Annotated in this window: 23 protein-coding genes; 5 read left to right on the top strand and 18 right to left on the bottom strand. The window is 71.6% G+C overall.

Annotation, left to right across the window (positions count from 1 at the left end; genetic code table 11):
- Nucleotides 1-99 precede the first annotated feature (99 nt).
- Both ASC64_RS19580 and ASC64_RS19575 read right to left on the bottom strand, forming a co-directional pair.
- Nucleotides 100-756 carry a response regulator gene (locus tag ASC64_RS19580; RefSeq protein WP_056909222.1) on the bottom strand — a complete coding sequence of 219 codons (657 nt, stop codon included), beginning with the start codon at nt 754-756 and terminating at the stop codon, nt 100-102.
- A gap of 135 nt (nt 757-891) precedes the next feature.
- Nucleotides 892-1332: a nitroreductase family deazaflavin-dependent oxidoreductase gene (locus ASC64_RS19575; RefSeq protein WP_056909221.1), complete on the bottom strand. Its 441-nt coding sequence runs from the start codon at nt 1330-1332 to the stop codon at nt 892-894.
- A gap of 133 nt (nt 1333-1465) precedes the next feature.
- Here ASC64_RS19575 and ASC64_RS19570 point away from each other — a divergent pair, with 133 nt between their 5' ends.
- The 3 genes from ASC64_RS19570 (at nt 1466) to ASC64_RS19560 (ending at nt 3111) form a co-directional block, all read left to right on the top strand.
- Complete coding sequence (locus ASC64_RS19570; protein WP_056909220.1) at nt 1466-2410, top strand: 1,4-dihydroxy-2-naphthoyl-CoA synthase; 945 nt, start codon at nt 1466-1468, stop codon at nt 2408-2410.
- Between the two features lie 10 nt (nt 2411-2420).
- Nucleotides 2421-2615: a hypothetical protein gene (locus ASC64_RS19565; protein ID WP_056909219.1), complete on the top strand. Its 195-nt coding sequence runs from the start codon at nt 2421-2423 to the stop codon at nt 2613-2615.
- A gap of 70 nt (nt 2616-2685) precedes the next feature.
- Entirely contained in the window at nt 2686-3111 is a 426-nt protein-coding gene (locus ASC64_RS19560; protein WP_056909218.1) for a hypothetical protein, read from the top strand.
- Between the two features lie 117 nt (nt 3112-3228).
- On the opposite strand, the gene ASC64_RS19555 is transcribed toward ASC64_RS19560, so the two are convergent.
- Together ASC64_RS19555 and ASC64_RS19550 are read right to left on the bottom strand one after the other, a co-directional pair.
- Nucleotides 3229-4107, bottom strand: coding sequence for an NAD(+)/NADH kinase (locus ASC64_RS19555; RefSeq protein WP_056909217.1), 879 nt, complete (start codon nt 4105-4107; stop codon nt 3229-3231).
- Nucleotides 4104-5123, bottom strand: a complete 1020-nt coding sequence (locus ASC64_RS19550) for an SPFH domain-containing protein (protein ID WP_056909216.1) — start codon at nt 5121-5123, stop codon at nt 4104-4106. Before ASC64_RS19550 ends, ASC64_RS19555 begins: the two co-directional genes overlap by 4 nt.
- Nucleotides 5124-5210: 87 nt before the next feature.
- Here ASC64_RS19550 and ASC64_RS19545 point away from each other — a divergent pair, with 87 nt between their 5' ends.
- Nucleotides 5211-5894, top strand: a complete 684-nt coding sequence (locus ASC64_RS19545; RefSeq protein ID WP_056909215.1) for an NUDIX hydrolase — start codon at nt 5211-5213, stop codon at nt 5892-5894.
- A 10-nt stretch (nt 5895-5904) separates the two neighbouring features.
- Here the strand turns inward: ASC64_RS19545 and ASC64_RS19540 are convergent, their stop codons facing one another.
- From ASC64_RS19540 to ASC64_RS19485, 12 genes are all read right to left on the bottom strand, one after another.
- Nucleotides 5905-6945: a glutathione synthetase gene (locus tag ASC64_RS19540; RefSeq protein WP_056909214.1), complete on the bottom strand. Its 1041-nt coding sequence runs from the start codon at nt 6943-6945 to the stop codon at nt 5905-5907.
- The gene (locus tag ASC64_RS19535; protein ID WP_056909213.1) at nt 6942-8120 is read right to left on the bottom strand and encodes a flavohemoglobin expression-modulating QEGLA motif protein; all 1179 of its coding nucleotides are present in this window, start codon (nt 8118-8120) and stop codon (nt 6942-6944) included. Before ASC64_RS19535 ends, ASC64_RS19540 begins: the two co-directional genes overlap by 4 nt.
- 7 nt (nt 8121-8127) lie before the next feature.
- The gene (locus tag ASC64_RS19530; protein ID WP_056909212.1) at nt 8128-8931 is read right to left on the bottom strand and encodes an N-formylglutamate amidohydrolase; all 804 of its coding nucleotides are present in this window, start codon (nt 8929-8931) and stop codon (nt 8128-8130) included.
- Nucleotides 8932-9011: 80 nt separating this feature from the next.
- On the bottom strand, nt 9012-9518 hold the full coding sequence (locus ASC64_RS19525; protein ID WP_056909211.1) for a hypothetical protein: 507 nt from the start codon (nt 9516-9518) through the stop codon (nt 9012-9014).
- Nucleotides 9515-9877, bottom strand: a complete 363-nt coding sequence (locus ASC64_RS19520; RefSeq protein WP_056909210.1) for a response regulator — start codon at nt 9875-9877, stop codon at nt 9515-9517. Before ASC64_RS19520 ends, ASC64_RS19525 begins: the two co-directional genes overlap by 4 nt.
- Complete coding sequence (locus ASC64_RS19515; protein WP_056909209.1) at nt 9874-10359, bottom strand: chemotaxis protein CheX; 486 nt, start codon at nt 10357-10359, stop codon at nt 9874-9876. The genes ASC64_RS19520 and ASC64_RS19515 overlap by 4 nt, the downstream gene beginning before the upstream one ends.
- Complete coding sequence (locus ASC64_RS19510; protein ID WP_056909208.1) at nt 10356-10745, bottom strand: response regulator; 390 nt, start codon at nt 10743-10745, stop codon at nt 10356-10358. Before ASC64_RS19510 ends, ASC64_RS19515 begins: the two co-directional genes overlap by 4 nt.
- Before the next feature lies 1 nt (nt 10746).
- The gene (locus ASC64_RS19505) at nt 10747-11667 is read right to left on the bottom strand and encodes a CheR family methyltransferase (RefSeq protein WP_056909207.1); all 921 of its coding nucleotides are present in this window, start codon (nt 11665-11667) and stop codon (nt 10747-10749) included.
- Nucleotides 11664-12791: a protein-glutamate methylesterase/protein-glutamine glutaminase gene (locus tag ASC64_RS19500; RefSeq protein WP_056909206.1), complete on the bottom strand. Its 1128-nt coding sequence runs from the start codon at nt 12789-12791 to the stop codon at nt 11664-11666. Before ASC64_RS19500 ends, ASC64_RS19505 begins: the two co-directional genes overlap by 4 nt.
- Nucleotides 12792-12818: 27 nt before the next feature.
- On the bottom strand, nt 12819-14504 hold the full coding sequence (locus ASC64_RS19495) for a methyl-accepting chemotaxis protein (protein WP_056909205.1): 1686 nt from the start codon (nt 14502-14504) through the stop codon (nt 12819-12821).
- A 122-nt stretch (nt 14505-14626) separates the two neighbouring features.
- The gene (locus ASC64_RS19490; protein WP_056909204.1) at nt 14627-15058 is read right to left on the bottom strand and encodes a chemotaxis protein CheW; all 432 of its coding nucleotides are present in this window, start codon (nt 15056-15058) and stop codon (nt 14627-14629) included.
- 10 nt (nt 15059-15068) lie between these two features.
- Complete coding sequence (locus ASC64_RS19485; RefSeq protein WP_056909203.1) at nt 15069-17336, bottom strand: chemotaxis protein CheA; 2268 nt, start codon at nt 17334-17336, stop codon at nt 15069-15071.
- 259 nt (nt 17337-17595) lie between these two features.
- Between ASC64_RS19485 and ASC64_RS19480 the strand changes: the two genes are divergently transcribed.
- Nucleotides 17596-18321 (top strand): hypothetical protein, encoded by a 726-nt coding sequence (locus tag ASC64_RS19480; protein WP_056909202.1) that lies wholly within the window; start codon nt 17596-17598, stop codon nt 18319-18321.
- A 25-nt stretch (nt 18322-18346) separates the two neighbouring features.
- Here the strand turns inward: ASC64_RS19480 and ASC64_RS19475 are convergent, their stop codons facing one another.
- Together ASC64_RS19475 and ASC64_RS19470 are read right to left on the bottom strand one after the other, a co-directional pair.
- Nucleotides 18347-20146, bottom strand: coding sequence for a sensor histidine kinase (locus tag ASC64_RS19475; protein WP_082550650.1), 1800 nt, complete (start codon nt 20144-20146; stop codon nt 18347-18349).
- 117 nt (nt 20147-20263) lie between these two features.
- Nucleotides 20264-21115 carry a M15 family metallopeptidase gene (locus tag ASC64_RS19470; RefSeq protein WP_056909200.1) on the bottom strand — a complete coding sequence of 284 codons (852 nt, stop codon included), beginning with the start codon at nt 21113-21115 and terminating at the stop codon, nt 20264-20266.
- Between the last annotated feature and the right edge of the window lie 4 nt (nt 21116-21119).

The raw sequence follows: 21119 nt of genomic DNA, 5'->3' as shown, positions 1-21119 counted from the left end.
CACCGAAGCAGGACTCGGTCAGCTCGGCAGTGGCCCGGTGACTCGGGGTGCAGACAAGACACCTACTCCTGTCTGACCCCTACGGTCCACCAGTGAGGGTCAGCGGGCCTGCTTGCGGCCGAGCTGGGAGGCCAGCACCGCCGCCTGCGTACGACGCTTCACGCCGAGCTTGGCGAGCAGGCTGGTGACGTGGTTCTTGACCGTCTTCTCCGCGAGGTAGAGCTGGTCGCCGATCTGCTTGTTGGTGCGGCCCTCGGTGATCAGGTCGAGGATCTGCCCCTCGATGTCGGTCAGCGCTGACAGGCCGTCCGGCGCCGCGTTGTCCGAGCGCATCCGCTCGATCACGCGCACCGCGACGGCCGGGTCGATGAGGGACTGGCCCTGGTGCACCGCACGGATGCTGTTGACCAGCGCCCCCTCGTCGACCTGCTTGAGGACGTAGCCACCCGAGCCGGCCAGGATCGCGTTGAAGAGCGCCTCGTCGTCGTCGTAGCTGGTGAGGATCAGGGCGCGGACCTGCGGGTTGACCGAGCGCACCTGACGGCAGACCTCGATGCCGGTCCCGTCGGGCAGGCGGCCGTCGAGGACCGCCACGTCGGGCGCGAGCCGCAGGATCTCCGGGATCGCCTCGGCGACGGTGCCGGACTCCCCGACGACCTCGAAGTCCTCCTCGAGCTCGAGGACCGCGCGCAACCCCCGTCGCACCACGGCGTGGTCGTCCAGGAGGTAGAGCCGGATGAGTGGTGCACTCGTCATGGAGCCGTCGTCATGGTCGCGGGGTTCCTTTACTTTCGCGGAGCTTCACCCTAGGTCGATGACTGCGGCGTCGCCGACGAACCCCCCGAACCGGTCGGCCGCGCCCACACCCAGGGGTGGAGCGGGTCGACCCCGTCAGGCGCGCTCGAGCAGGAAGAGCGGGATCAGCCGGTCGGTCTTCTCCTGGTAGGAGGCGTACGTCGACCAGGTGGCGACCGCGTGCTGCCACCAGTCCTCGCGCTCCTCGCCGCTGAGCTCGCGGACCGTGTAGGTGTGCTTCTCCGCCTTGTCCTGCAGCTCGACCTCCGGGTGCTGCCGGAAGTTGTCGGCCCACGCCGGGTCGTCGTCCGCGCCGCCCTTGGAGGCGACAGCGAGGTAGGCGCCGTCGCGCTCCACCCGCATCACCGGGTTCTTGCGGAGGTTGCCGGACTTCGAGCCGACCGAGGTGATGACCACGACGGGGTACTCGCTGCCGCGCAGCGTGCCGGCCTTCTCGCCGTTGGAGGCCTCGTACTCGGCCACTTGGTCGCGGACCCACTGGGCCGCGCTGGGGACGTAGGTGCCAGTCAGTGCCATACCCACCACAACACCACGGGCGGCGACGATCTTCCAGCCCCGCGCCCGCCCGGGTAGTCCAGTGACGAACGGTCGTCATCGCGGCCCTCGACCAGCCGGTTCTCACTGGACTGCCGGGAGATAGCCTCCGACCATGAGTGCGATCGAGGGCGTCAGCGAGATCTTCGACCCCGAGGCATGGGACGTCGTGCCCGGCTTCGAGGACCTCACCGACCTGACCTACCACCGGGCCCGCGAGCACGGCACCGTACGGATCGCCTTCGACCGGCCCGACGTGCTCAACGCCTTCCGCCCGCACACCGTCGACGAGCTGCTGCGCACGCTGGAGCACGCCCGTCAGTCGGCCGACGTGGGCTGCGTGATCCTCACCGGCAACGGCCCGAGCGCCAAGCACGGCAAGTGGGCCTTCTGCACCGGCGGCGACCAGCGGATCCGCGGCAAGGCCGGCTACCAGTACGAGGACAAGTCGATCGGCGCGGACGAGACCGGGGCCGAGGAGCCGTCCGTCATCGACAAGGCGCGCCTTGCCCGGCTCCACATCCTCGAGTGCCAGCGACTGATCCGCTTCATGCCCAAGGTCGTCATCTGCGTCGTCCCCGGCTGGGCGGCCGGCGGCGGTCACAGCCTCCACGTGGTCTGCGACCTGACACTCGCCAGCCGCGAGCACGCGCGCTTCAAGCAGACCGACGCCGACGTCGGGTCCTTCGACGGCGGCTACGGCTCGGCCTACCTCGCCCGCCAGGTCGGCCAGAAGTTCGCCCGCGAGATCTTCTTCCTCGCCGAGGAGTACGACGCCGAGACCATGCACCGGATGGGCGCGGTCAACCGGGTCGTCGTGCACGGCGACCTGGAGCGGGTCGCCCTGGAGTGGGGCCGGAAGATCAACGGCAAGTCCCCCACCGCCCAGCGGATGCTGAAGTACTCCTTCAACCTCCTCGACGACGGCCTGGTCGGCCAGCAGCTCTTCGCGGGCGAGACCACCCGCCTGGCCTACATGACCGACGAGGCGCAGGAGGGGCGCGACCAGTTCCTCGAGAAGCGCGAGCCCGACTGGTCGCCGTATCCTTGGTACTACTGAGCCGCCGCCCATGGAGACGGTCACCCTGTGGCGCGGCGTCGGCTACGTGACCCGCTTCGAGGTCGAGAAGGACTTCCTCGATCGGTATGACGTCCAGCAGGCTGGCGGACAGACCATCCTGGAGTACTGGATCCCCGCCGAGGACCTCGACGATCTCAACCGACACATCGTCGGCCTCATCGAGGTCGTTCGAGAGTTCCGATGAGCGAGCATCACGTCACGCCCGAACAGAACAGGCGTCACACGGGCGCACGATCCCGGATCGCGACCTGCCGATGGTCGCGGCGCAGTGGCTGTTCGAGGGTCGCGACTCCCCGCTGCTGCGAGAGCTGGCGTCGCTGACATCCACGGAGGCACTCCAAGGCGACGTGCGGCTCGTCGACGTCCTCGCTGAGCTCGGTCACCCGGTTCGCGAGGTCGGCTCCCCGTACGAGCAGCTCCCGTGGCGTGGGCGGTGGGAGGGCATCTGGTGGGCAGTCGATCGCATGGACCGCACCCACCCAGCGTACGCATCAGCTCAGTACGTGCTTGAGGTCATCGGCGACAACGAGGATCTCTGGGGGCCTGATGGCGGACAGGAGCTGATGGCGATGCTCAGGGCGTGGGATGACGATGTCGATCGTCGGTCACAGATCAACGATCAGATCCGGAGGCATCTTCGTAACCTTCGCGAGCAGGACGTACCGCCGCTGATCGAGTAGGAGGTCTGCCCGAGTCTGGCACACACGTGTCCGACTTCCTGCCCCTGGCGGCCGACTTCAGGGGCGGCTTCTCGGACACGTGTACGCCGCCGGGCCGGCGCCGCAGTCCGGACCTGGTCAGGCCACCAGGCGCAGTGCGCGGTCGGCGCGGCCGATGCGCACCGTCTGACCCCAGGTCAGGGTGAGCGAGTCGGCCTCGATCCCGTCACCGAAGGCGACGAGCCGGTCGGACTGGACGGTGAGTGCCAGCTCGTCGCCGGCGAGCTCGCCCTCCGTCAGGGTGACACCGGTCGCCGGCGAGGGCCACGCCTCCCGAACGAACCACGCCAGGCGGGGATCGGCCGGCGCCGGCAGCGCCAGCCCGCTCCCCCGCTCACGCCAGATCGAGCGGCACCAGCCCGTCGAGCCGGTCCCCGTCGCGACGATGAGGCCCGACGACGCCTGCGCCTCGGCGCCGGCACCCGGGACGCTGAGCTCGTAGCGCGCGGTCTGGTGACTGGGGTGGCCGAGGAACACCTCGTTGAGGGCCAGCAGCCGCTGCCCGTCGTCGAGCTCGGCGCGGACCATCGTGCGCTCGGTCACGTGGTCGGTCGACCTGAGCAGGTCGCCCAGGTCGCCGACCGTGTGGGCGACCAGCACCCCGGCGTTGTGCCCCGGCTCGGGGTCGATGCCGATCACAGGCTGGCCGTCGAGGTACTTCGCCACGTTGGCGACCAGCCCGTCCTGCCCGACGACCACGACGACGTCGTCCGGCGAGAACAGGAAGCGGGACACGTCGGCCCGCTCCACGCTCCCGCGCCGCCAGTCGACAGGCACCGCCGCTGCGGCGGCGTCGAGCGCCCGCTGCGTCAGCCGGTGCCGGTCCTCGAGCTCGGCGATGTCGCGGCCTCGGGTGCCGAGGAAGAACGCCGCCTGGCCCCGGGTGCCGTGCGTGGCGAGCAGCTCGTCGTACTCCGTGCGGCGGTGCACGACCACCACCCGGGGCGCGAGGCTCACGACTCCGCCCCCGCTCCCGCCTTCGTGCTGCCGAGCTGGGTGAGGGCCCGGGTGACCAGGTCGGGGCTCAGCACCAGCGACTCGATCCGGGGCAGGTTGGCGGCCAGCTCCTTGACGGCGAGGGCCATCAGGACCGCCTCGGAGACGTCGGCGTACGCCGCCACGCGGGCCGCCTCGGCCTCACCCTGCGCCGCACCGGCGAGCCGCGTGCCCTCGGCGCGGGCCTCGGCCAGCGTCACCGTCCGACGTGCCTCCGACTCGGCCGCGATCGCGCCGGCGGCGGCGCTCTCCTCGGCCTCACGGCGGGCGTTGGCACCGCGCTGGCTGACCAGCTGCTCCTCCCGGCGCGCCAGCTCGATCTGGGTCTGCAGCTCGTTCTCGCCGATGGCCCGTTCACGCTCGACCGCCACCGCGCGGCGCTCGAAGGTCGCCCGGTCGGCCTCCTGCTGGACCTGCTCGCGGGTCGGGGTGCGCAGCGCCTTCTCCACCTCGGGCTCCGGGCGCAGCGCCACCACCCGGACGCCGACGACCGCGATGCCGGTCTCGGCGAGGCGCTCGTCGCCGCGCAGCCCGTCGGCGATGACGGTGCGCACCGGACCGACGCCGCCCGCCATCGCAGCGGCGAGGTCGACCGTGGCGAGCAGGTCGATGGCGTACTGCTGGGCGGACTCGACCAGCAGCCCGGCGACCTGCTCTAGCGGGGTGGCGCGCCAGGTGCCCTTCTCGGGGTCGAGGGAGAAGTCGATGCGGCCGGCCGCCACGGCCGGGTCGGTGACCCGGTAGGTGACGGTCGCCTGCACGGTGACGTCCTGGAAGTCGCTGGTGCGGGCGTGGAAGAGCAGCGGCAGCTCGCGGTCGTCGACCGGCACCTCGTTGAGCACCGCGCTCAGCGGCCGGAACCAGAAGGCGGCACCGACGCCGCCCCGGATCGTCCGGCCGTTGCGGATCTGCTCCACGTAGGTCGTGCCGGACCCGCGCAGGTGCCGCACGAACGGGTAGCGGGAGATGTGGGCCATGAGTGCCTCCTCGTCGATTAATGTCACTATGACGATAAGGTCCGCGGCCCTAAACGTCAAGTTGACAAGAAGGGGTACTCTCGCCCCATGTCCACCGCCCGTCCTCCCGTCGCCGTGACCGTCGACCTCGTGGTCCTGACGGTCCGCGACGACCGGCTCCAGGCGCTCACCGTCCGTCGCGGCGAGGAGCCCTTCGCCGGCGAGTGGGCGCTCCCCGGTGGCTTCCTCCAGCCCGACGAGGACCTGGCCACCGCCGCGTCCCGCGAGCTGCTGGAGGAGACCGGGCTGACCTCGGACCACTTCCACCTCGAGCAGCTCGCGTCGTACGGCGACCCGCACCGCGACCCGCGCATGCGCACCGTGACCGTGGCCTACGTCGCCCTCGCCGCCGACCTGCCGACCCCGACGGCCGGCAGCGACGCGGCCGAGGCGCGCTGGCAGCCGGTCGCCGACCTGGCCGCCGACGACGCTCTCGCCTTCGACCACGCGACGATCCTGCGCGACGGCGTCGAGCGCGCCCGCGCCAAGCTGGAGTACACCCCGCTCGCGGCCGCCTTCTGCCCGCCGGAGTTCACCGTCACCGAGCTGCGGCGGGTCTACGAGGTGGTGTGGGGCGTCGAGATCGACCCGCGCAACTTCCACCGCAAGGTCACCGGGACCGACGGCTTCCTGGAGCCCACCGGCGCCACCACCACACGCGACGGGGGTCGACCGGCCCGCCTCTACCGGGTCGGCGCCGTCCGGACCCTCCACCCGCCGCTCATGCGCTGAGGCCGCTGCCTCAGCTGGTGGCCAGGCGCCGGTTGTCGATCTCCGGGTAGTGCCGGCGGATGTTCACCTTCCGCTCGAGCTCGGCGATGATCGCCGGGGCGAAGTTGGTCTCGTAGAGGCTCTGCGCGCTGCCGAGGCCGCCGGGGCTGAAGACGTTGATCTCCATCAGCTTGTCGCCGACGATGTCGAGGCCGACGAGGAACATCCCGTCCGCCACCAGCTTGGGCCGCACGACCTCGACCATCTGCAGCATCTCGTCGGTCACCTTGACCTTCTCGGCCTTGCCGCCGGCGGACATGTTGGAGCGGATGTCCTTGGTGGAGGGCGTGCGCCGGAAGGCGGCGTACTCACCGTTGACCTCCAGCGGCTCGCCGTTCATCACGAAGAGCCGTACGTCGCCGTTGACGGCCTCGGGCAGGAACTCCTGCGTCACGACGTAGCCGTCGCGCGAGATCGCCTCGATGATCTGCTTGAGGTTCGGCGACTCCTTGCGGTCGATGAGGAAGACCCCGGTGCCGCCCGAGCCCTGCAGCGGCTTGAGCACTGCCTTGCCGCCGAGGTCGCCGATGAACGCCTCGATCATGTCCTCGTCGCGCGAGATGAGCGTGCGCGGGCGCACGATCTCCGGGAAGTGCTGGAAGTAGGCCTTGGACAGCGCGTTGGCCAGGCTCGTCGGGTCGTTGACGACGAGCACTCCCGAGGTGGCGATCAGCTGGCCGAAGGCCACGCCGGCGTTGTTGCGCCACGGGTCGGTCTCGGCGTCGTCGGCCGGGTCGTTGCGCAGCATCACCACGTCGAACTCGTCCATCCCGATGAGCTGCTCGACGTCCGGCTTCTGCACGTCGGCCAGGTGGCGCTCGAGGGAGCGGTACGACTTGGCGTGGCCGGCGCGCGCCTTGGTGCTCAGCGAGCCGTCGGGCTCGTAGGCGAAGTCGCCGATGCCCATGTACCAGGCCTCGTGCCCCATCTCCTTGGCGGCCAGCGCGAGGCGGTTGGTGGTGTACTCCGCCTTCTCCGTCTCGATGTCGTTGACGACGAATCCGATCTTCATGCGTGTCCCTCCAGGAGTGTCCCGAGATCATGGGTGCCGGCGGCACGGGCCAGGTTGGCGTGCGACGTCGGGTCGTGCAGGTAGCGGGGGAGCACCCGTGGCGGCCGCAGCAGGCCACGGGACTCCAGGTCACCGATCAGGGGCAGGTCGCGCAGCGAGAACTTGCCGAGCCAGAGCTGGTCGAGCGAGCCGCCCGCCCCGAGGTGCTCGAGCAGCTCGACGAGGCCGCGCAGGTAGATCGCGTCCTTGGTCATCCCGCCCGAGCGGTAGACGCGCATGACCGTCGTCCAGGCGCTCGCGGCGGGGAAGTCGTCGGCCACCAGGGCCTCGTGCGCCTCCGCGAAGGTGGCGCCACCGATCATCCGGTGCACGGTGAGGACCCGGCTGGCCAGCTGGCGCAGGCGGAAGGCGGTGAGGCCGCCACAGGCGATCTCGGCGAGCACCGCGAGACCCTCCTGGGTCTCGTCGTAGCCGGCGAGGCCGACACCGAGCACCTTGATCAGCTGGTGGCTGCCGTTGGCCTGGGTGACCAGGTGGGTGCCGACCTCGTGGTGGAGCAGGGCCTGGGCCCGGGCGCGCTGCACCTTGGTCTCCGGGCCGATCAGCAGCACGTCGCCGGACACCATCACACCGTTGACGTCGGGCCGCACCTCGGCGTGCATCGCGAGGTCGGGGTCCGCCTCGCGGTAGTGGGCGATCTCCGCCTCGGCCAGCGCGAGGAACTCCGCGGCGTCCAGGGGCTCGTCGGTCGGCTCGGTGCGGGTGATGCCGGCGAGCAGCGCCTCGGCCTGGTCGCGCAGCGACGGCGAGACACCGCCGTAGAGCTCGACGCTCAGGGGCAGGAAGTCGTCGGTGTCGCGGGCCTCGAGCATGTCGAGCTGGAGCTCCATCTCGCGGTGCTTGGCCCGCAGCAGCTGCCCGAGCACCGGGTCCTCGACCGTGCCGGGGTCGATGTCGTCGAGCTCGGCGCGTACGACGGCGGGGTCCGCCTCCAGCTCGCGGTAGGTGAACTCGGGCGCGTCGTCGTGGCCCTCGAGGAAGCCGTCGCGCAGGTCGTCGGCGTCGACGGGGGTGATGTCGAGGAGGAAGCGGAAGCTCTGCGCCAGCAGCGAGAGCCGGTGGTCGACGGCGAGGTCGGCGGCCGCGGGCCCGGGATGCCCGGGCTCCTCGCTCACGGCGCGCTCACCTCAGCCGCTCGAGCTCGTCGTGCAGCCCGGGCAGCGCGGCCGAGAGCCCGTCCTGGGCGGCCCGGAGCCGGCGCTCGTCGAGCTCGCCGGACCACTCGTCCATGAACGTCTTCTTGAACTCCAGCGCCAGGACGCAGCCCACCCGGGGGTAGCGGTCGTGCACCCACCACGCGAGGTTGCGGCCCTCGAAGGCGACGTTCTCGCGGGCGTCGAGCGGACCGCAGCCCAGCGAGGCGTCGCGCAGGTCGTGCATGAACCGCTCGACGAGCGGCCCGAAGAGCTCGTGGTCGAGGCTGCCGGTGCCGACGTTGACCTCCGGGTTGTCCTCCGGCGGGGCGGGCGGTGCCTCGGCGCCGTCACGCCGGTGGTTGTAGGAGTGCACGTCGAGCAGCACGAAGGGACCGCGCTCGGCCAGCGCGTCGAGGCGCGGGGCCAGGGCGTCGTAGAAGGCGTCGTAGGTCGCCAGGCTGCCCTCGAAGAGCTCGTCGGACAGCGTGCCGTCGCGCCAGACCTCGAGCCCCCAGCAGTCCTCGGGCGTGCGGTAGACCGCCTCGCGCCGCGGGCGGTTGAGGTCGGCCTCGAAGCGCGAGCGCGCGGTCAGCACCCGGTCGGGCACGACCGACGCGATGCGGTCGGTGTGCGGGTCCTCCTCGCGGAACCGTTCGGCCTCGTCGAGCACCATCGCCTCTGCGATCTCCGGCCGGAGCTCGTGTCCCGCGTGGACCGACGTGGCCACGACTGGTCCGTGCCACTCGCCCACGAACGAGACCGACTCCGACGTCCCTCCCAGATCCGTCATGGCGCCTGTCTACCGGAGGCCCGCAGATGCCTCCAGCCGAGCCACCCCTACGGGTGACGGTCCCCAGGGACAGATGGCGGCTACTTGAGCCCGACGATCGAGAGCTTCCCGGTGCCGAACTGCGGCACCGAGACCTCCAGGTCCAGACGGCGGCCGACCGCCGTGGCGTGCGCCGCCACCTCGGCCTCCGGCGAGGCGCCGACGTGCGTCACCGAGGTGAGCTTGACGTGGGGGCAGTCCGGGGCGTTGAGCAGCGCGGCGAGCACGTTGAGCACCTCGTAGAGGTTCTCCTTCATGACCGGCGGGAGCTCGCTCTCCTCGATCGCGATCTCGGCGGCGCCCACCGGCATCAGGCCGATCGCCGCACCGGCGTACGCCGACATCTTCAGGTCCATCACGGCGACGGCGCGGGTGCGCGCCTGGTCGTCCTGGTAGACGGCGTACGTCGTCCCGGCGCCGACGTCACCGACGAAGGCCGACGTCACCTGCTGCACGGTGACCTCGCGACCGAGGAGGCCGGAGAGGAGCTCGCGGGCGTCGAGCGGGGTGGGGACGGGGGTCAGCACCCACTCGGAGGCGGTGCTCATGCGACCACCGCGTCGAGGTGGTCGCGCAGGGAGTCGGGCGTGAAGGGCTTGGCGAGCAGGAACAGCGCTCCCGACTCCTCGGCGATCGTGCGCATCTCGGGCGTTCCCTCCGAGGTGACGAAGCCGAACGGCACGTCCTGGTTCGCCGAGCGCAGGGCCCGCAGCAGCTCGATGCCGGTCATCTCCGGCATGTTCCAGTCCGACAGGACGAGGTCCGGAGCCTCGCTCTGGACCAGGTCGAGCGCCTCGGCGCCGTTGCCGGCCTCGATGAGCTCGTGGCCGTCGTAGCCGGCCTGGCGCAAGGTGCGGATGACGATCTGCCGCATGACACGGCTGTCGTCGGCGATGAGGATCTTCATGAGTTGTCTCCTGGGGTCGTGTCGTCCTGCTCGTCGAGCCAGACGCGGACGTCTACGGGGTGGCCTGCCCACACCAGCTCGGCGTGGCAGACCTCGACGGCGGCACGGCGGGGGGCCGGCTCGTCGTACGTGTGGACCTGGGGCAGGCCGAGGGCACTCTCCTCGAGGAGGAGGCCCTTGACGTTGCCGCCGAGGACGTTGACGAGCTCGCCGACGGCGTCGGTGACGTCCTCGGGCGAGATCTCCTCCGCCAGCAGCATCCGGCGGGTGAGCACGTCGGCGCCGGCCCGGGAGACCTCGAGGGTGATGTGGCCGGTCCACCCACCGGTGACGGCGATCGAGGCGTGGACCCAGCCGGCGTCAGCGTCCGGCTGCGTCGTGGCGGGGAGGTCCTGCTCGAGGAGGAAGGCGGTCAGCACCTCCTCCCCGAAGACCTGGAGGTCGTGGGCGGTGACCGGCGACTCGGGTGCGATGACGCTCATGCGACGCTCCTCTGCGGGTTGAGCCCGAGGTAGTCGAGCTTGTCGACCAGCGCGTCGCTCGTGAACGGCTTGATGAGGTACTCGTGGGCGCCGGCGGCCAGCGCACGCACGATCTGCCCGTGCTCGGACTCGGTCGTCACCATCATCAAGGTGACGTCGCGCAGGGCGGCCTCGGCCCGGACGGCCTTGACGAACTCGAGCCCGTTCATGACCGGCATGTTCCAGTCCACGGTCGCGAGCACCGGAGGCGCGTCGGCGTGGGCGGCGAGGACCTCGAGGGCCTGTTGACCGTCCCCGGCCTCCAGGATGCCGTAGCCCAGCAGTTCCAGCTGTCGTCGCAGGACCATCCGCATCGTGCGGGAGTCGTCGATGACCAGTGCTTGCATGTCAGTTCGCTCTCTGTGTGGACAGCAACGTCGAGGTGAGGGGGGCGCCCGTGAGCGTCCGCGGCGTGCGGTGCGGCAGGACGGGAGGGAGTGGGCCGTCGACCTGGGGTCGCGGGCGGTTGAGGGTGAACCGGCCGACCGCCGTGCGGTGCCAGGTCTCGTCGACACCGAGCGTGGTCTCGGCACCGCCCAGGAAGAGGTAGCCGTCGGGCGACATCACCCGGCGGACCCGGGACAGGACCCCGTGCTTCGTCGGCTGGTCGAAGTAGATGAGCACGTTGCGCAGGAAGACCAGGTCGAACACCGGCAGCAGCGGGAACGGCGCGGCCAGGTTGAGCGTCTGGGCGCGGACCATCGAGCGCAGCTGGTCGGAGACCTGCCACTGGGTGCCCGAACGCTGGAAGTGCTTGACCATGAGCGGGGCCGGCAGGCCGCGTCCGACCTCGAGCTGGCTGTAGCGGCCCTCCTGGGTGCGCCGCACCATGCTCGGGGCGATGTCGGTCGCCACGATCTCGACCTGCCAGCCCTTCGGCACGACGTGCTCGGCCATCAGCATCGCGATCGTGTAGGCCTCCTGCCCGCTGGAGCAGGCCGCCGACCAGATCGTGATCTTGCGCCGGGCCTCGGTCCGGGCGAGCAGGTCCGGGATCACGTGCGAGACGAGCACGTCGAAGGGCTCCCGGTCGCGGAACCACGACGTCTCGTTGGTGGTCAGCGCCTCGACGACGGCGGCCCGGTGGACCCGGCCGACGGGCGACTGGAGGTGGGTGACGTACGCCGTGACGTCGGGCAGGCCGGCGGCCCGGGCCAGCGGGTGCAGACGAGCCTCGACGAGGTACTCCTTGCCGGTCTCCAGCACGATCGCCGCCTCACGACGCACCAGGTCGGCGACGTAGGCGAAGGCGGAGGGGGACAGCGTCACGACAGCGACACCTCTCTTGCGGGTCGTCTGAGCGGGACGGGCGCACCCCGGCCGGCGCGGACGCGCTCGACGATGGCGGGCCCGATCTGGTGCAGCGGAAGGACGGACGGGGCCAGGCCGGCTGCGACGACGGCCCCGGGCATGCCCCACACGACGGACGACGTCTCGTCCTGCACGAGCACGGAGCCGCCGGCTGCGACGACTTCCGCGCAACCCCTGGCGCCGTCGGACCCCATGCCCGTGAGCACCACGGCGAGCACGTTGCCCCGCCAGGTGTCGACGACGGAGCGCATCATCACGTCGACGGCCGGCCGGCAGTAGTTCTCCGGCGTGCCCTGGTCGAGGGTGGCGGTGACCTGCCCCGTGCTCGCCGTGCCACGGAAGCGCATGTGGTGATCACCTGGGGCGACAACCGCGAGGCCCGGCTGCACCGGCATCCCCGCGGTGGCCTCGGCGACCCGCAAGGGCACCTTGGCGCTGAGCCGGTCGGCGAACTGGCGCGTGAAGACCGGCGGCATGTGCTGCACGATGACCACGGGCACGGGCAGGTCGGCCGGGAGCGCCGCGAGGACCGTCGACAGTGCGTCCGGACCACCCGTGGAGGCGCCGATCGCGACGACGTCGATCCGCGAGGACTTCTGCGGCGCGCCGGCAGTGCGTGCCGGCACGACGGGCGCACCTGCGGGCGGCGCGGACGGGGTCGGGCGTACGACGCCGCGACACAGGCCACGGATCCGCGGGACGAGCTGCTCGCGGACCGCCTCCATCGAGGCCTGCACGCTGCCGACGTTGGCCGGCTTGGTGACGTAGTCGCTCGCGCCGAGCTCGAGGGCGTCGAGGGTGGCCGACGCGCCCCTCTCGGTCAGCGTCGAGAACATCACGACCGGCAGCCGCGGGTGGTCCTTGCGCAGGTTGCGCAGGGTCTCCAGCCCGTCCATGACCGGCATCTCGATGTCGAGGGTGATCAGGTCCGGGTTGACCTGGTCGATCTTCGCCAGCGCGACCTTGCCGTTGGCCGCCGTCGCGACGACCTCGATCGTCGGGTCGGCGGACAGCACGTCGCTGACCAGGCGGCGGACGACGACGGAGTCGTCGACCACCATCACCCTGATCTGCCTCGACATCGGACTACCTCTCGCTCGCGTCGGTGCTCAGTACCGGAACCGGCCGACGAGCGTGCGCATGTCGGCCGCCATCCGGGCGAGCTCGTCGGCTGCCTGGCTGGTGCTGTTGGCAGCCGCCTGGGTGTCCGACGCCGTACGCGCCACGCCGGTGACGTTCTGGGCGATGTCGGTCGACCCGGTGGCCGCCTCGGCGACGTTGCGGCTCATCTCGTTGGTCGTGGCGGTCTGCTCCTCCACGGCCGAGGCGATGGTGGCCTGGGTGTCGTTGATCTGGCCGATGATCTCGGCGATCTCGGCGATCGCGGTCACGGCGGCCTCGGTGTCGGCCTGGATGGCCTCGATCCGCCGGCCGATGTCCTCGGTCGCCTTCCCGGTCTCCTGCGCCAGTTCCTTGACCTCCGTGGCGACGACGGCGAAGCCCTTGCCGGCCTCGCCGGCACGCGCGGCCTCGATGGTCGCGTTGAGGGCGAGCAGGTTGGTCTGCTCGGCGATCGAGTTGATCACCTTGATCACGTTGCCGACCTCGGCCGAGGAGGCGCCGAGCTTGGCGACGGTGGCGTTGGTGGACTCGGCCACGACGACGGCCTGGGCGGCGACACCGGCGGCACTGGACGCGTTCTGGGCGATCTCGCGGATCGACGCCGACATCTCCTCGGTGCCGGTGGCCACGGTCATCACGTTGCGCGACACCTGCTCGGCAGCCGCCGAGACGAGACCGGCCTGCGAGGAGGACTCGGAGGCGGAGGCGCTCATCTGCCCGGACACCGAGGAGAGCTCCTCGGAGGCCGAGGCGAGCGACTGGGCGTTGTGGTCCATCTGGCCCATGGCCTCGCTGAGGCGCTCGAGGGCGTTGTTGAGGGCCTGGCCCATCTGGCCGACCTCGTCGGTGGAGGAGACGTCGAGGCGCTCGTCGAGGTGGCCCTCGGCGACGCGGTCCAGCGCCTTGACGGCGCGCCGCAGGGGGCGGGTGATGAGCCGGGTGATCACGATGGAGAGCAGGGTGGCGACGGCCAGCGCGACGGCCAGGACGATGAACAGCGTGGTGCGCTGCTGGCTCTCGGTCTTCTCGTAGGCGGCGTCCGCCTCGGCGACGGCCTCGTCGATCGTCGATCGGAGCGCCTCGAGCCGGCCGTCCACGTCGTGGTTCTGGTCGACCAGGGCGACCTCGCCCTCGGCGTCGGTGCGCCCGGCGCCGTTCGGGTTCTCCACGAACGCCTCGACGTAGGTGTAGAAGGACTGGGCGGAGACGCGGCTCATCGCGATGTCGTCGACCAGCTCGGCCGGCAGGTCGTAGCCGAGCACCTCGTCGTAGATCTCCTCGGCGCTGGCGATGTCGTCGGCGGTGTCGGTCACGACCGCCTCGGGGTCGGCGCCGATGAGCGCCCGGAAGCCGTCGGCCTTGATCTCGCTGTTGCGGTTGTCGAGGTGGTAGAGCTTGGCCGAGGTCTGTGCCAGGACGTCGACCTTCTCCTTGCCGGCGCTGAGCGTGGACAGTCCACGGAGCACGACGCCCGTGAGCACGACGGTGGGGATGAGGCAGGCGACAGCGAGGACGAGCAGCTTGCGCCCGGTGCTGAGGTTGCCCAGGACGCGCGAGAGCGGCTTGCGGGACCGCGACGGGGGGGTCGGGGCGGCGGGCGCGGCGCTGACGGGCGCGGGCGCAGCGACGGCCTGCTGCGCGTAGTCGGGCGGCGGGGGGGCGAGCGTGGTCATGGGTTCCTCCGGGCGGGTGGGCTGTGGATGGGTGGCAGGCGAGTCCGCCCGAACGGGTCTCGCGGATGGGATCAGGGGTGGGAAGGGCCGGTGCGGGGGCGGGTGGGTCGGGCCGGGGTGGGTCAGGCCGGCTCGAGCACCTGTGCGGCGCGTTCGGTGTCGAGCAGCAGCATCAGCTGGCGGTCGAGCTTGCACACGCGGCTCACGAGCGCACGGACGGAGGACGGGACGGTCTCCGGTGGCGCCTCGAACGCCTCGCGCGGGGGCTCGATCACGTCCCCGATCTCGTCGACGACGAGGCTGACGGCGCTGCCGTCGGCGGTCTTGACGACCACGTTGACCGACGGCGCGTCGGCCTCGCGCGGGGGCAGGCCCATCCGGGCCCGCAGCTCCAGCGAGGTGACGATCTGGCCGCGCAGGTTGAGCAGTCCGGCCACCTCGGAGGGAGCGAGCGGCACGCTGGTGAGGGCTTGGGCGCGCAGCACCTCCTGGACGGAGGAGACCGGGACGCCGAAGAGGTGGCCGTCGAGGGTGAAGGTGCAGTACTGGGACATGGCGCGCTCCTCAGGCCGTCCGGGCGAGTCGGTCGTGGCCGGGGAGGCCGGCGAAGACCTGGTCGATGTCGACGAGCTCGGTGACGTGGCCGGCGATGACGGCCGAGCCGTCGCCGCCGCTGGAGTCGAGGGCCGTGCGGATGGACAGGTTGGTCTCGACGATGTCGAGGATCCCCGACACGACGACGCCCGCACGCTGCTCGCCCTTGCGGCACACCACCACCTGGAGGGGTGCGTCCTCGCCGTACGCCCCGTCACCGTGGAGGACGTGGTCCAGGCGCACGAGCGGCAGGATCTGCTCGCGGTACTGGACGACCTCGTGGTGGCCGGCGCGCTCGACGAGGTCGAGGGCGATCTCCTCGAGGCGGTCCACCGCGGAGACCGGGATGCCGGCCCGGCGGCCGCCGCCGAGCTCGACGACGAGCACGGACGCCACGTCGCCCGCCTCGGCAGCATCGAGATCGGCGCCGGCGTTGAGCTCGGACTCCAGCGCCATGCCGACCTTGCGGGCGATGGCGGTCGCGTCGAGGATCAGCGCCACGGCACCGTCGCCCATGATCGTGGCCCCTGCGTAGAGCGGCAGGTGGCGCAGCTGGTTGCCCAGCGGCTTCACCACGATCTCCTCGGTGTCGAGGATGTCGTCGACGACGAGGCCGTACTGCTGGTTGTCGGCCTGGAGCACCACGACGTACGTCGTCTCGCGCTCCACGGCGTCGAGGCCGAGCTGCTCGCGCAGGTCGACGAGCGGCAGCAGCCGGCCACGCAGGCGGTAGACGGGGGCGCCGTGCACGTTCTCGATCGCGGTGGCGGCCTGGGCGGCGTCGAGCCGCACCAGCTCGAGCAGGTTGACCTGCGGGATGGCGAACCGGTTCGCGGCCGCGGTGACGACGAGCGCCGGGATGATCGCGAGGGTCAGCGGGATCCGGATCCGGACGGTCGTGCCGCGGCCCGGGTCGCTGGACAGGTCGATGGACCCGCCGATGCGCTCGATGTTGGTCTTGACGACGTCCATGCCGACGCCGCGGCCGGACACGTTGGTCAGCGCCGAGGCGGTCGAGAAGCCCGGCATGAAGATCAGGGCGGTGGCCTCGTGGTCGGTCAGGCGGTCTGCGGCCTCCCGGCTCATCAGCCCCTTGGAGACCACCTTGTCGCGCAGGCGGTCGGGGTGGATGCCGGCGCCGTCGTCGGTGATCTCGATGCTGACCTGGCCACCGGCGTGGAAGGCGCGGAGCGTGAGCGTGCCCTCTGCCGGCTTGCCGGCAGCGGCGCGGTCGGCCGGCGACTCGATGCCGTGGTCGATGCTGTTGCGCACCAGGTGGGTCAGCGGGTCGCGGACCGCCTCGAGGATGGTCTTGTCGAGCTCGGTCTCGCGCCCGACCATCTCCAGCTGGACCGTCTTGCCGAGCTGCATGGAGAGGTCCCTGACGACGCGCGGCAGCTTGCTCCACAGGGTGTCGATCTGCTGCAGGCGCGTGCGCATGACGCCCTCCTGCAGCTCGCCCGCCACCAGGTTGAGCCGGTGCGTGGTGCGGGCCAGGTCCACGTCCTCGCGGGCGGCGGCGTTCTGGAGCATCTGGTTGCGGGTGAGCACGAGCTCGCCCACGAGGTTCATCAGCGAGTCGAGCAGGGTGACGTCGACCCGGATCGTGCTGTCGGCGACGGAGCGACGGCCCTCAGCGGGCTCGGTCGCCTCGGGACGCTCCTCGGCGGCGGGCTCGGCGACGGGATCGGGTTCGGCGACCGCGAGCGCTCGCACCGGCGCGGGTGGCGCCTCGTCCGGGACCACCTCGAGGACCGGGACGTCGTCGTCCGCCTCGGGCAGCTCGGCGGGCCCCTCGGGGCCCACCTCGATGGCGTCCTCGGCGCCGGTCGCGGCCGGGGCGGCCGGCTCCTCGCCTTCGAGCGCCGCGGTCAGCCTGGCGACCAGGTCGTCGTAGGACCGGTCGCCCTCGGCGCCCGTGCGCTCGATGTCGGTCAGCAGCGCGCGGACCGCGTCGACGACCTCGAGCAGGAGGCTGGTCAGCCCGGGGGTCAGGGTCAGGTCGCCGTCACGCAGCCGCGCCAGCAGGCTCTCGCCGACGTGGGTGACCGACTCCAGGACCGAGAACGCGAGGAAGCCGCTCGTGCCCTTGATCGTGTGGATCGTGCGGAACACGCTGGCCAGCAGCGCAGTGGATCCGGGGTCCTGCTCCAACGCGACGAGGTCGCTGTCGAGCTGGTCGAGGTTCTCGTGACTCTCGACCAGGAACTCCCCGATGATCTCGTCCAAGCCATCCATGGCATCCACGCGCGTCTCCGTCTCTTCGCGTCCTGATGGAGCCCCCATCGGCCTCACCTGTGGCCACCTGAGCGATCGGGTCCCCGTCCCACTGAACTGGTCATGCCGGGTAGTCACCCCGCGCCTCCTCCATGGCCCGTTCGGGCCATCGGGTCCTGGCGGGTGACGCCTCGCACGTCGCGGGTTGTCGCGTTCGGCCGCGCGGTGCGCCCCATCGGTGGTGGGATCGTCCGGGCCGACCAGAGGCAGGAGCTCCGCCATGCGCACGACGAGGACCGCAGCAGCGCTCCTGGTCCTGACGACCCTCCTGAGCGGGTGCGGCGCCTGGGAGAGCTTCCGCACGAGTGACTTCGCCAAGGAGGACGGGGCCGCGATCGTGTCCGCCGCCGGGAAGGCGATGGCCGACGTGACGAGCATGCGGCTCACCGGCCAGGTGGTCGCCAGGGGCACCCAGGTCCTCCTCGACCTGAGCATGGGGCCGAAGGGCCGCTGCACCGGGACCCTCCGCGCGGGCGGGAGCCACATCGCGATCCGTCGCGTGGGCGCCCGCGCTTGGATCAAGGGCGACGAGGGTGTCTACAACAGCGTGTCCGACCGGGCGCTCCCCCCGCAGGTCCTGACCCGGTTGAGCACGTCCTGGATCGCGGCGGACGACCGCAGCATCCTCGACCTGTGCGAGCTCGACGGGTACCTCGAGTCGTTCCGCGTCGTGAACCTGGTGGACGGGGCCGGCAAGGCGGCCCGGGACACCTCCGACGCGGCGAGCGACGTGACCGTGGAGGCGGAGGAGTCCGTCGACGGCGAGCGCGTGGTGAGGCTGAGTGCCGACACGGGAGAGGTGGTGTGGGTGCTCAGCGACGCGCCCCACTACGTCGTCCGGGTGGAGTCCGCAGTGGCGAACGACGGCGGCTCGCTGACGCTCTCGGAGTTCAACCGGGAGGTCCGCGTCGAGGTGCCGGACCGCGGGGACGTCGTCCGCCCCTAGCCCGGCGCGGACCGTCGGGCCGCGGTCAGTGGTGCGGCAGCGGCGGGAAGTCGAGGCGTACGCGGGTGCCGACACCGAGGTGCGAGTCGACATCGACGGTGCCGCCGTGACGCTGCATGATCTCCCGGACGATGCCCAGGCCCAGCCCGGTGCCCGGTCGGCGCAGCGCGTCGTGGTTGGTCGACCGGAAGAGCGGCGTGAAGAGCTGGGCCTGGTCCTCCTGCGAGATGCCGATGCCCTCGTCACGACAGGTGAAGGTCACCCCGCCGTCGGCCGAGCGCGCCACACTGAGCCAGATCTCGCCGCCGGGGTCGGAGTACTTCACCGCGTTGTCGACCAGGTTGGTGACCGCCCCCGCGATCTCGCTCGGGTCGCCCAGCACCCACGCCTCGGCAGGCCAGCCGGACTCGCCGGCGAGGTGGAGCGTCACCCCGGCCTGTTCCGCCACGGCCGCCATGGAGCCCACGGTGTCGGTCACCACCGGCACCAGGTCGAGGCGCGTCGTCGAGGGCGGCTGCTGCGGGTCACTGATCCGCGACAGCATGGTCAGGCTCTCGAGCAGGCCGCCGAGGCGCTCCGTCCCGCGCAGGATCGCCTCCGCCCGCTGGAGGTCGCGCTCGTCGGCCGTGTCGTTCATCGCCAGCAGCTCGGCGTTGGCGGCGATCACCGTCATCGGGTTGTTGATCTCGTGGGTGAGCACCTGGAGGAACTTGTGGCGCGCCTCCTCCAGCTGGCGCAGCTCGCGGAGGAGCCGGCGCTCACGCTGGGTGGCGTGGGCGTTCGCGATGGCGCGGCCGAGGTCGTGGCCGAGCTCGAGCGCGGCGACACCCTCTCCGTCGGTCCAGCGCCGCGATCCGGTCCGGCGGCCGAAGATCACCATCCCCAGCACCTCGTCGTCCACGCCGACCGGGGCCACGACGAGGGCTTCGAGGTCCGCCTTGGCGAGCGCGACCGCGAACCAGTCGCCGTACGCCGCGGCGAGCTCCGTGTCACCCCACACGGCCTCCGGCTCGATGATCAGCACCCGCTGCTCGGCCCATGCCCGAGCGGCGGCCTCGTCGAGCGCCCTCCGCACCTCTGGGGCCATGCCGAGCCCGAGGCTGTCCGGGTTCTCCTCGGCGCCGTCGTGGAAGACGTGGATCTCCAGCTCGTCGACCGACAGGACGCCGAGCAGGGTGGTGCGGGCCTCGCGCAGCAGGTGGCCGACGTCGTGCCGTGCGGCCTCCGACCGCACCAGTCGCCGGGTGGCGCGGATGACACGCATGTGCTCGACGTACTCCTCGCGCTCGATGACGGTGACCACCGAGCGCATCGTCATCGCGAGGTCGTCGGCGAGCTGGAGCAGGCGGGCGAGGTCGGGGCGGCGCAGGTCGTCGGGAACGTCGAGGTAGAGCAGGGCGCGCAGGTCGCCCCGCTCGTCGTTGATCCGCACGACCAGCATGTCCATCGCGTGCCACGCCGCGGGGTCGTCGGTCTCGGGGACGTCGGGGACCACGACGTAGCCCTCGAGCTGCTGCAGCGCAGGCGCGGTGAACTTCTCCCCGGGGATCCACACGAAGGGGCCGTGGCTCTCGCCGTCCGCGAACGCGCGGAGCATGTCGCCCAGTCGGGAGGCCGTGCCGAGCCGTTCCTCGGCGGCCGAATCGTCGCCGTGGATGGCCACGAACTCGAGCAGGCCCTGCGGGCGGACGACCTCGATCGCGCAGATCCCGAAGCCGGTGCGCTCCGCCGCGTCCTTGGCGAGGGCCAGCATGAGGTCGCGCGCTCGCGCGTCACCCCAGCTCAGGTCCCGCGTGTAGCGGTCTCTGCTCCTTGCCTGCTCCATGGCGTCGCCTCCCCATCGCCACCAGGATGGTAGGCAGGCATCGTCAAGCCTGGGGTGCTTTCCCTGCCGAACCACCCGCTTGGGCCATCGGGCGGAGCACCCCGACCGGAGCTGGGGCTAGAGCCCGTTGCGGCTGAAGTGCATGTAGTCGTGGGACTGTCGCCAGGCCCCGCCCCACTCCCAGCCGATGCGCGCGAAGGCGCGCACGACCGGTCCGTCCGGGGTGACCATCCCGGCCCGCACGCGACCGCGCGCGAGGTACGACGAGGCGAGCTCGGGCAGCACGACCCGCCCCTTGGCGTACGGGTTCTGGAAGGCGTTCACGTCGATGGCCAGCCCGTACGCGTGCTGGGAGAAGTACGACGACCCGGTCGAGGCGCGACACACGAAGGCGCCGGTCCCGTTGCCGTCGCCGGTCGTCGGGGCGTCGGGGTCCCACCTCCGCACGATGCCGACGTGCTCCTGGGGGAACCGCTCGCGGTAGAGCACGCCGAAGACCCGGGCGACGTCCTGCGCGACGTCGCGGTGGACCAGCAGCTCGCCCGTGTGGCGCCGGGCGTCGAATCCCCAGAAGGTGAGGCGCACCCACGCCAGGTCGGACGCGGCAACGGGGCACCCCGGCTTCCAGGTCGAGCGGCGCACGACGTGCCGCGGCGCCGGCACCGCCACCCGGCTGGCGTACCCGCTGCCGGGCAGCATCCGCACCGAGTCGGGCACGGTCCAGCGCCGGTGCCGCAGGGCGGGGGGCGTCGGACGGACCCGGCCGTTGCCGGTCGCCGGGTCCTCGGGCAGCTCGCGGGTGCCGAGCCAGCGCGGCGGCAGGCTGCCGGGTCCGGTGGCGGCAGCGGGCTGCGTGCCATCGGTGCTGACGACCGCCGCGGGCACCACGGCTGGAGTTGGCGGCACCGGCATCGCGCTCATCGTCAGCAGCAGGTGCACCAGCGCGACGAGCAGACCGTCGACCGACATCCCC

The sequence above is a fragment of the Nocardioides sp. Root122 genome (assembly GCF_001425025.1).
Classification (GTDB): Bacteria; Actinomycetota; Actinomycetes; order Propionibacteriales; family Nocardioidaceae; genus Nocardioides.
The sequence above is the reverse complement of the archived record's forward strand: the minus strand, read 5'-3'. Positions and strand labels throughout refer to the sequence as shown.

Coding starts and splice junctions, on each gene's coding strand:
- ASC64_RS19580 (WP_056909222.1), bottom strand. CDS start 756: ATGACGAGTGCACCACTCATCCGGCTCTACCTCCTGGACGACCACGCC.
- ASC64_RS19575 (WP_056909221.1), bottom strand. CDS start 1,332: ATGGCACTGACTGGCACCTACGTCCCCAGCGCGGCCCAGTGGGTCCGC.
- ASC64_RS19570 (WP_056909220.1), top strand. CDS start 1,466: ATGAGTGCGATCGAGGGCGTCAGCGAGATCTTCGACCCCGAGGCATGG.
- ASC64_RS19565 (WP_056909219.1), top strand. CDS start 2,421: ATGGAGACGGTCACCCTGTGGCGCGGCGTCGGCTACGTGACCCGCTTC.
- ASC64_RS19560 (WP_056909218.1), top strand. CDS start 2,686: ATGGTCGCGGCGCAGTGGCTGTTCGAGGGTCGCGACTCCCCGCTGCTG.
- ASC64_RS19550 (WP_056909216.1), bottom strand. CDS start 5,123: ATGGCCCACATCTCCCGCTACCCGTTCGTGCGGCACCTGCGCGGGTCC.
- ASC64_RS19545 (WP_056909215.1), top strand. CDS start 5,211: ATGTCCACCGCCCGTCCTCCCGTCGCCGTGACCGTCGACCTCGTGGTC.
- ASC64_RS19540 (WP_056909214.1), bottom strand. CDS start 6,945: ATGAAGATCGGATTCGTCGTCAACGACATCGAGACGGAGAAGGCGGAG.
- ASC64_RS19530 (WP_056909212.1), bottom strand. CDS start 8,931: ATGACGGATCTGGGAGGGACGTCGGAGTCGGTCTCGTTCGTGGGCGAG.
- ASC64_RS19525 (WP_056909211.1), bottom strand. CDS start 9,518: ATGAGCACCGCCTCCGAGTGGGTGCTGACCCCCGTCCCCACCCCGCTC.
- ASC64_RS19520 (WP_056909210.1), bottom strand. CDS start 9,877: ATGAAGATCCTCATCGCCGACGACAGCCGTGTCATGCGGCAGATCGTC.
- ASC64_RS19515 (WP_056909209.1), bottom strand. CDS start 10,359: ATGAGCGTCATCGCACCCGAGTCGCCGGTCACCGCCCACGACCTCCAG.
- ASC64_RS19510 (WP_056909208.1), bottom strand. CDS start 10,745: ATGCAAGCACTGGTCATCGACGACTCCCGCACGATGCGGATGGTCCTG.
- ASC64_RS19500 (WP_056909206.1), bottom strand. CDS start 12,791: ATGTCGAGGCAGATCAGGGTGATGGTGGTCGACGACTCCGTCGTCGTC.
- ASC64_RS19495 (WP_056909205.1), bottom strand. CDS start 14,504: ATGACCACGCTCGCCCCCCCGCCGCCCGACTACGCGCAGCAGGCCGTC.
- ASC64_RS19490 (WP_056909204.1), bottom strand. CDS start 15,058: ATGTCCCAGTACTGCACCTTCACCCTCGACGGCCACCTCTTCGGCGTC.
- ASC64_RS19485 (WP_056909203.1), bottom strand. CDS start 17,336: ATGGATGGCTTGGACGAGATCATCGGGGAGTTCCTGGTCGAGAGTCAC.
- ASC64_RS19480 (WP_056909202.1), top strand. CDS start 17,596: ATGCGCACGACGAGGACCGCAGCAGCGCTCCTGGTCCTGACGACCCTC.
- ASC64_RS19475 (WP_082550650.1), bottom strand. CDS start 20,146: ATGGAGCAGGCAAGGAGCAGAGACCGCTACACGCGGGACCTGAGCTGG.
- ASC64_RS19470 (WP_056909200.1), bottom strand. CDS start 21,115: ATGTCGGTCGACGGTCTGCTCGTCGCGCTGGTGCACCTGCTGCTGACG.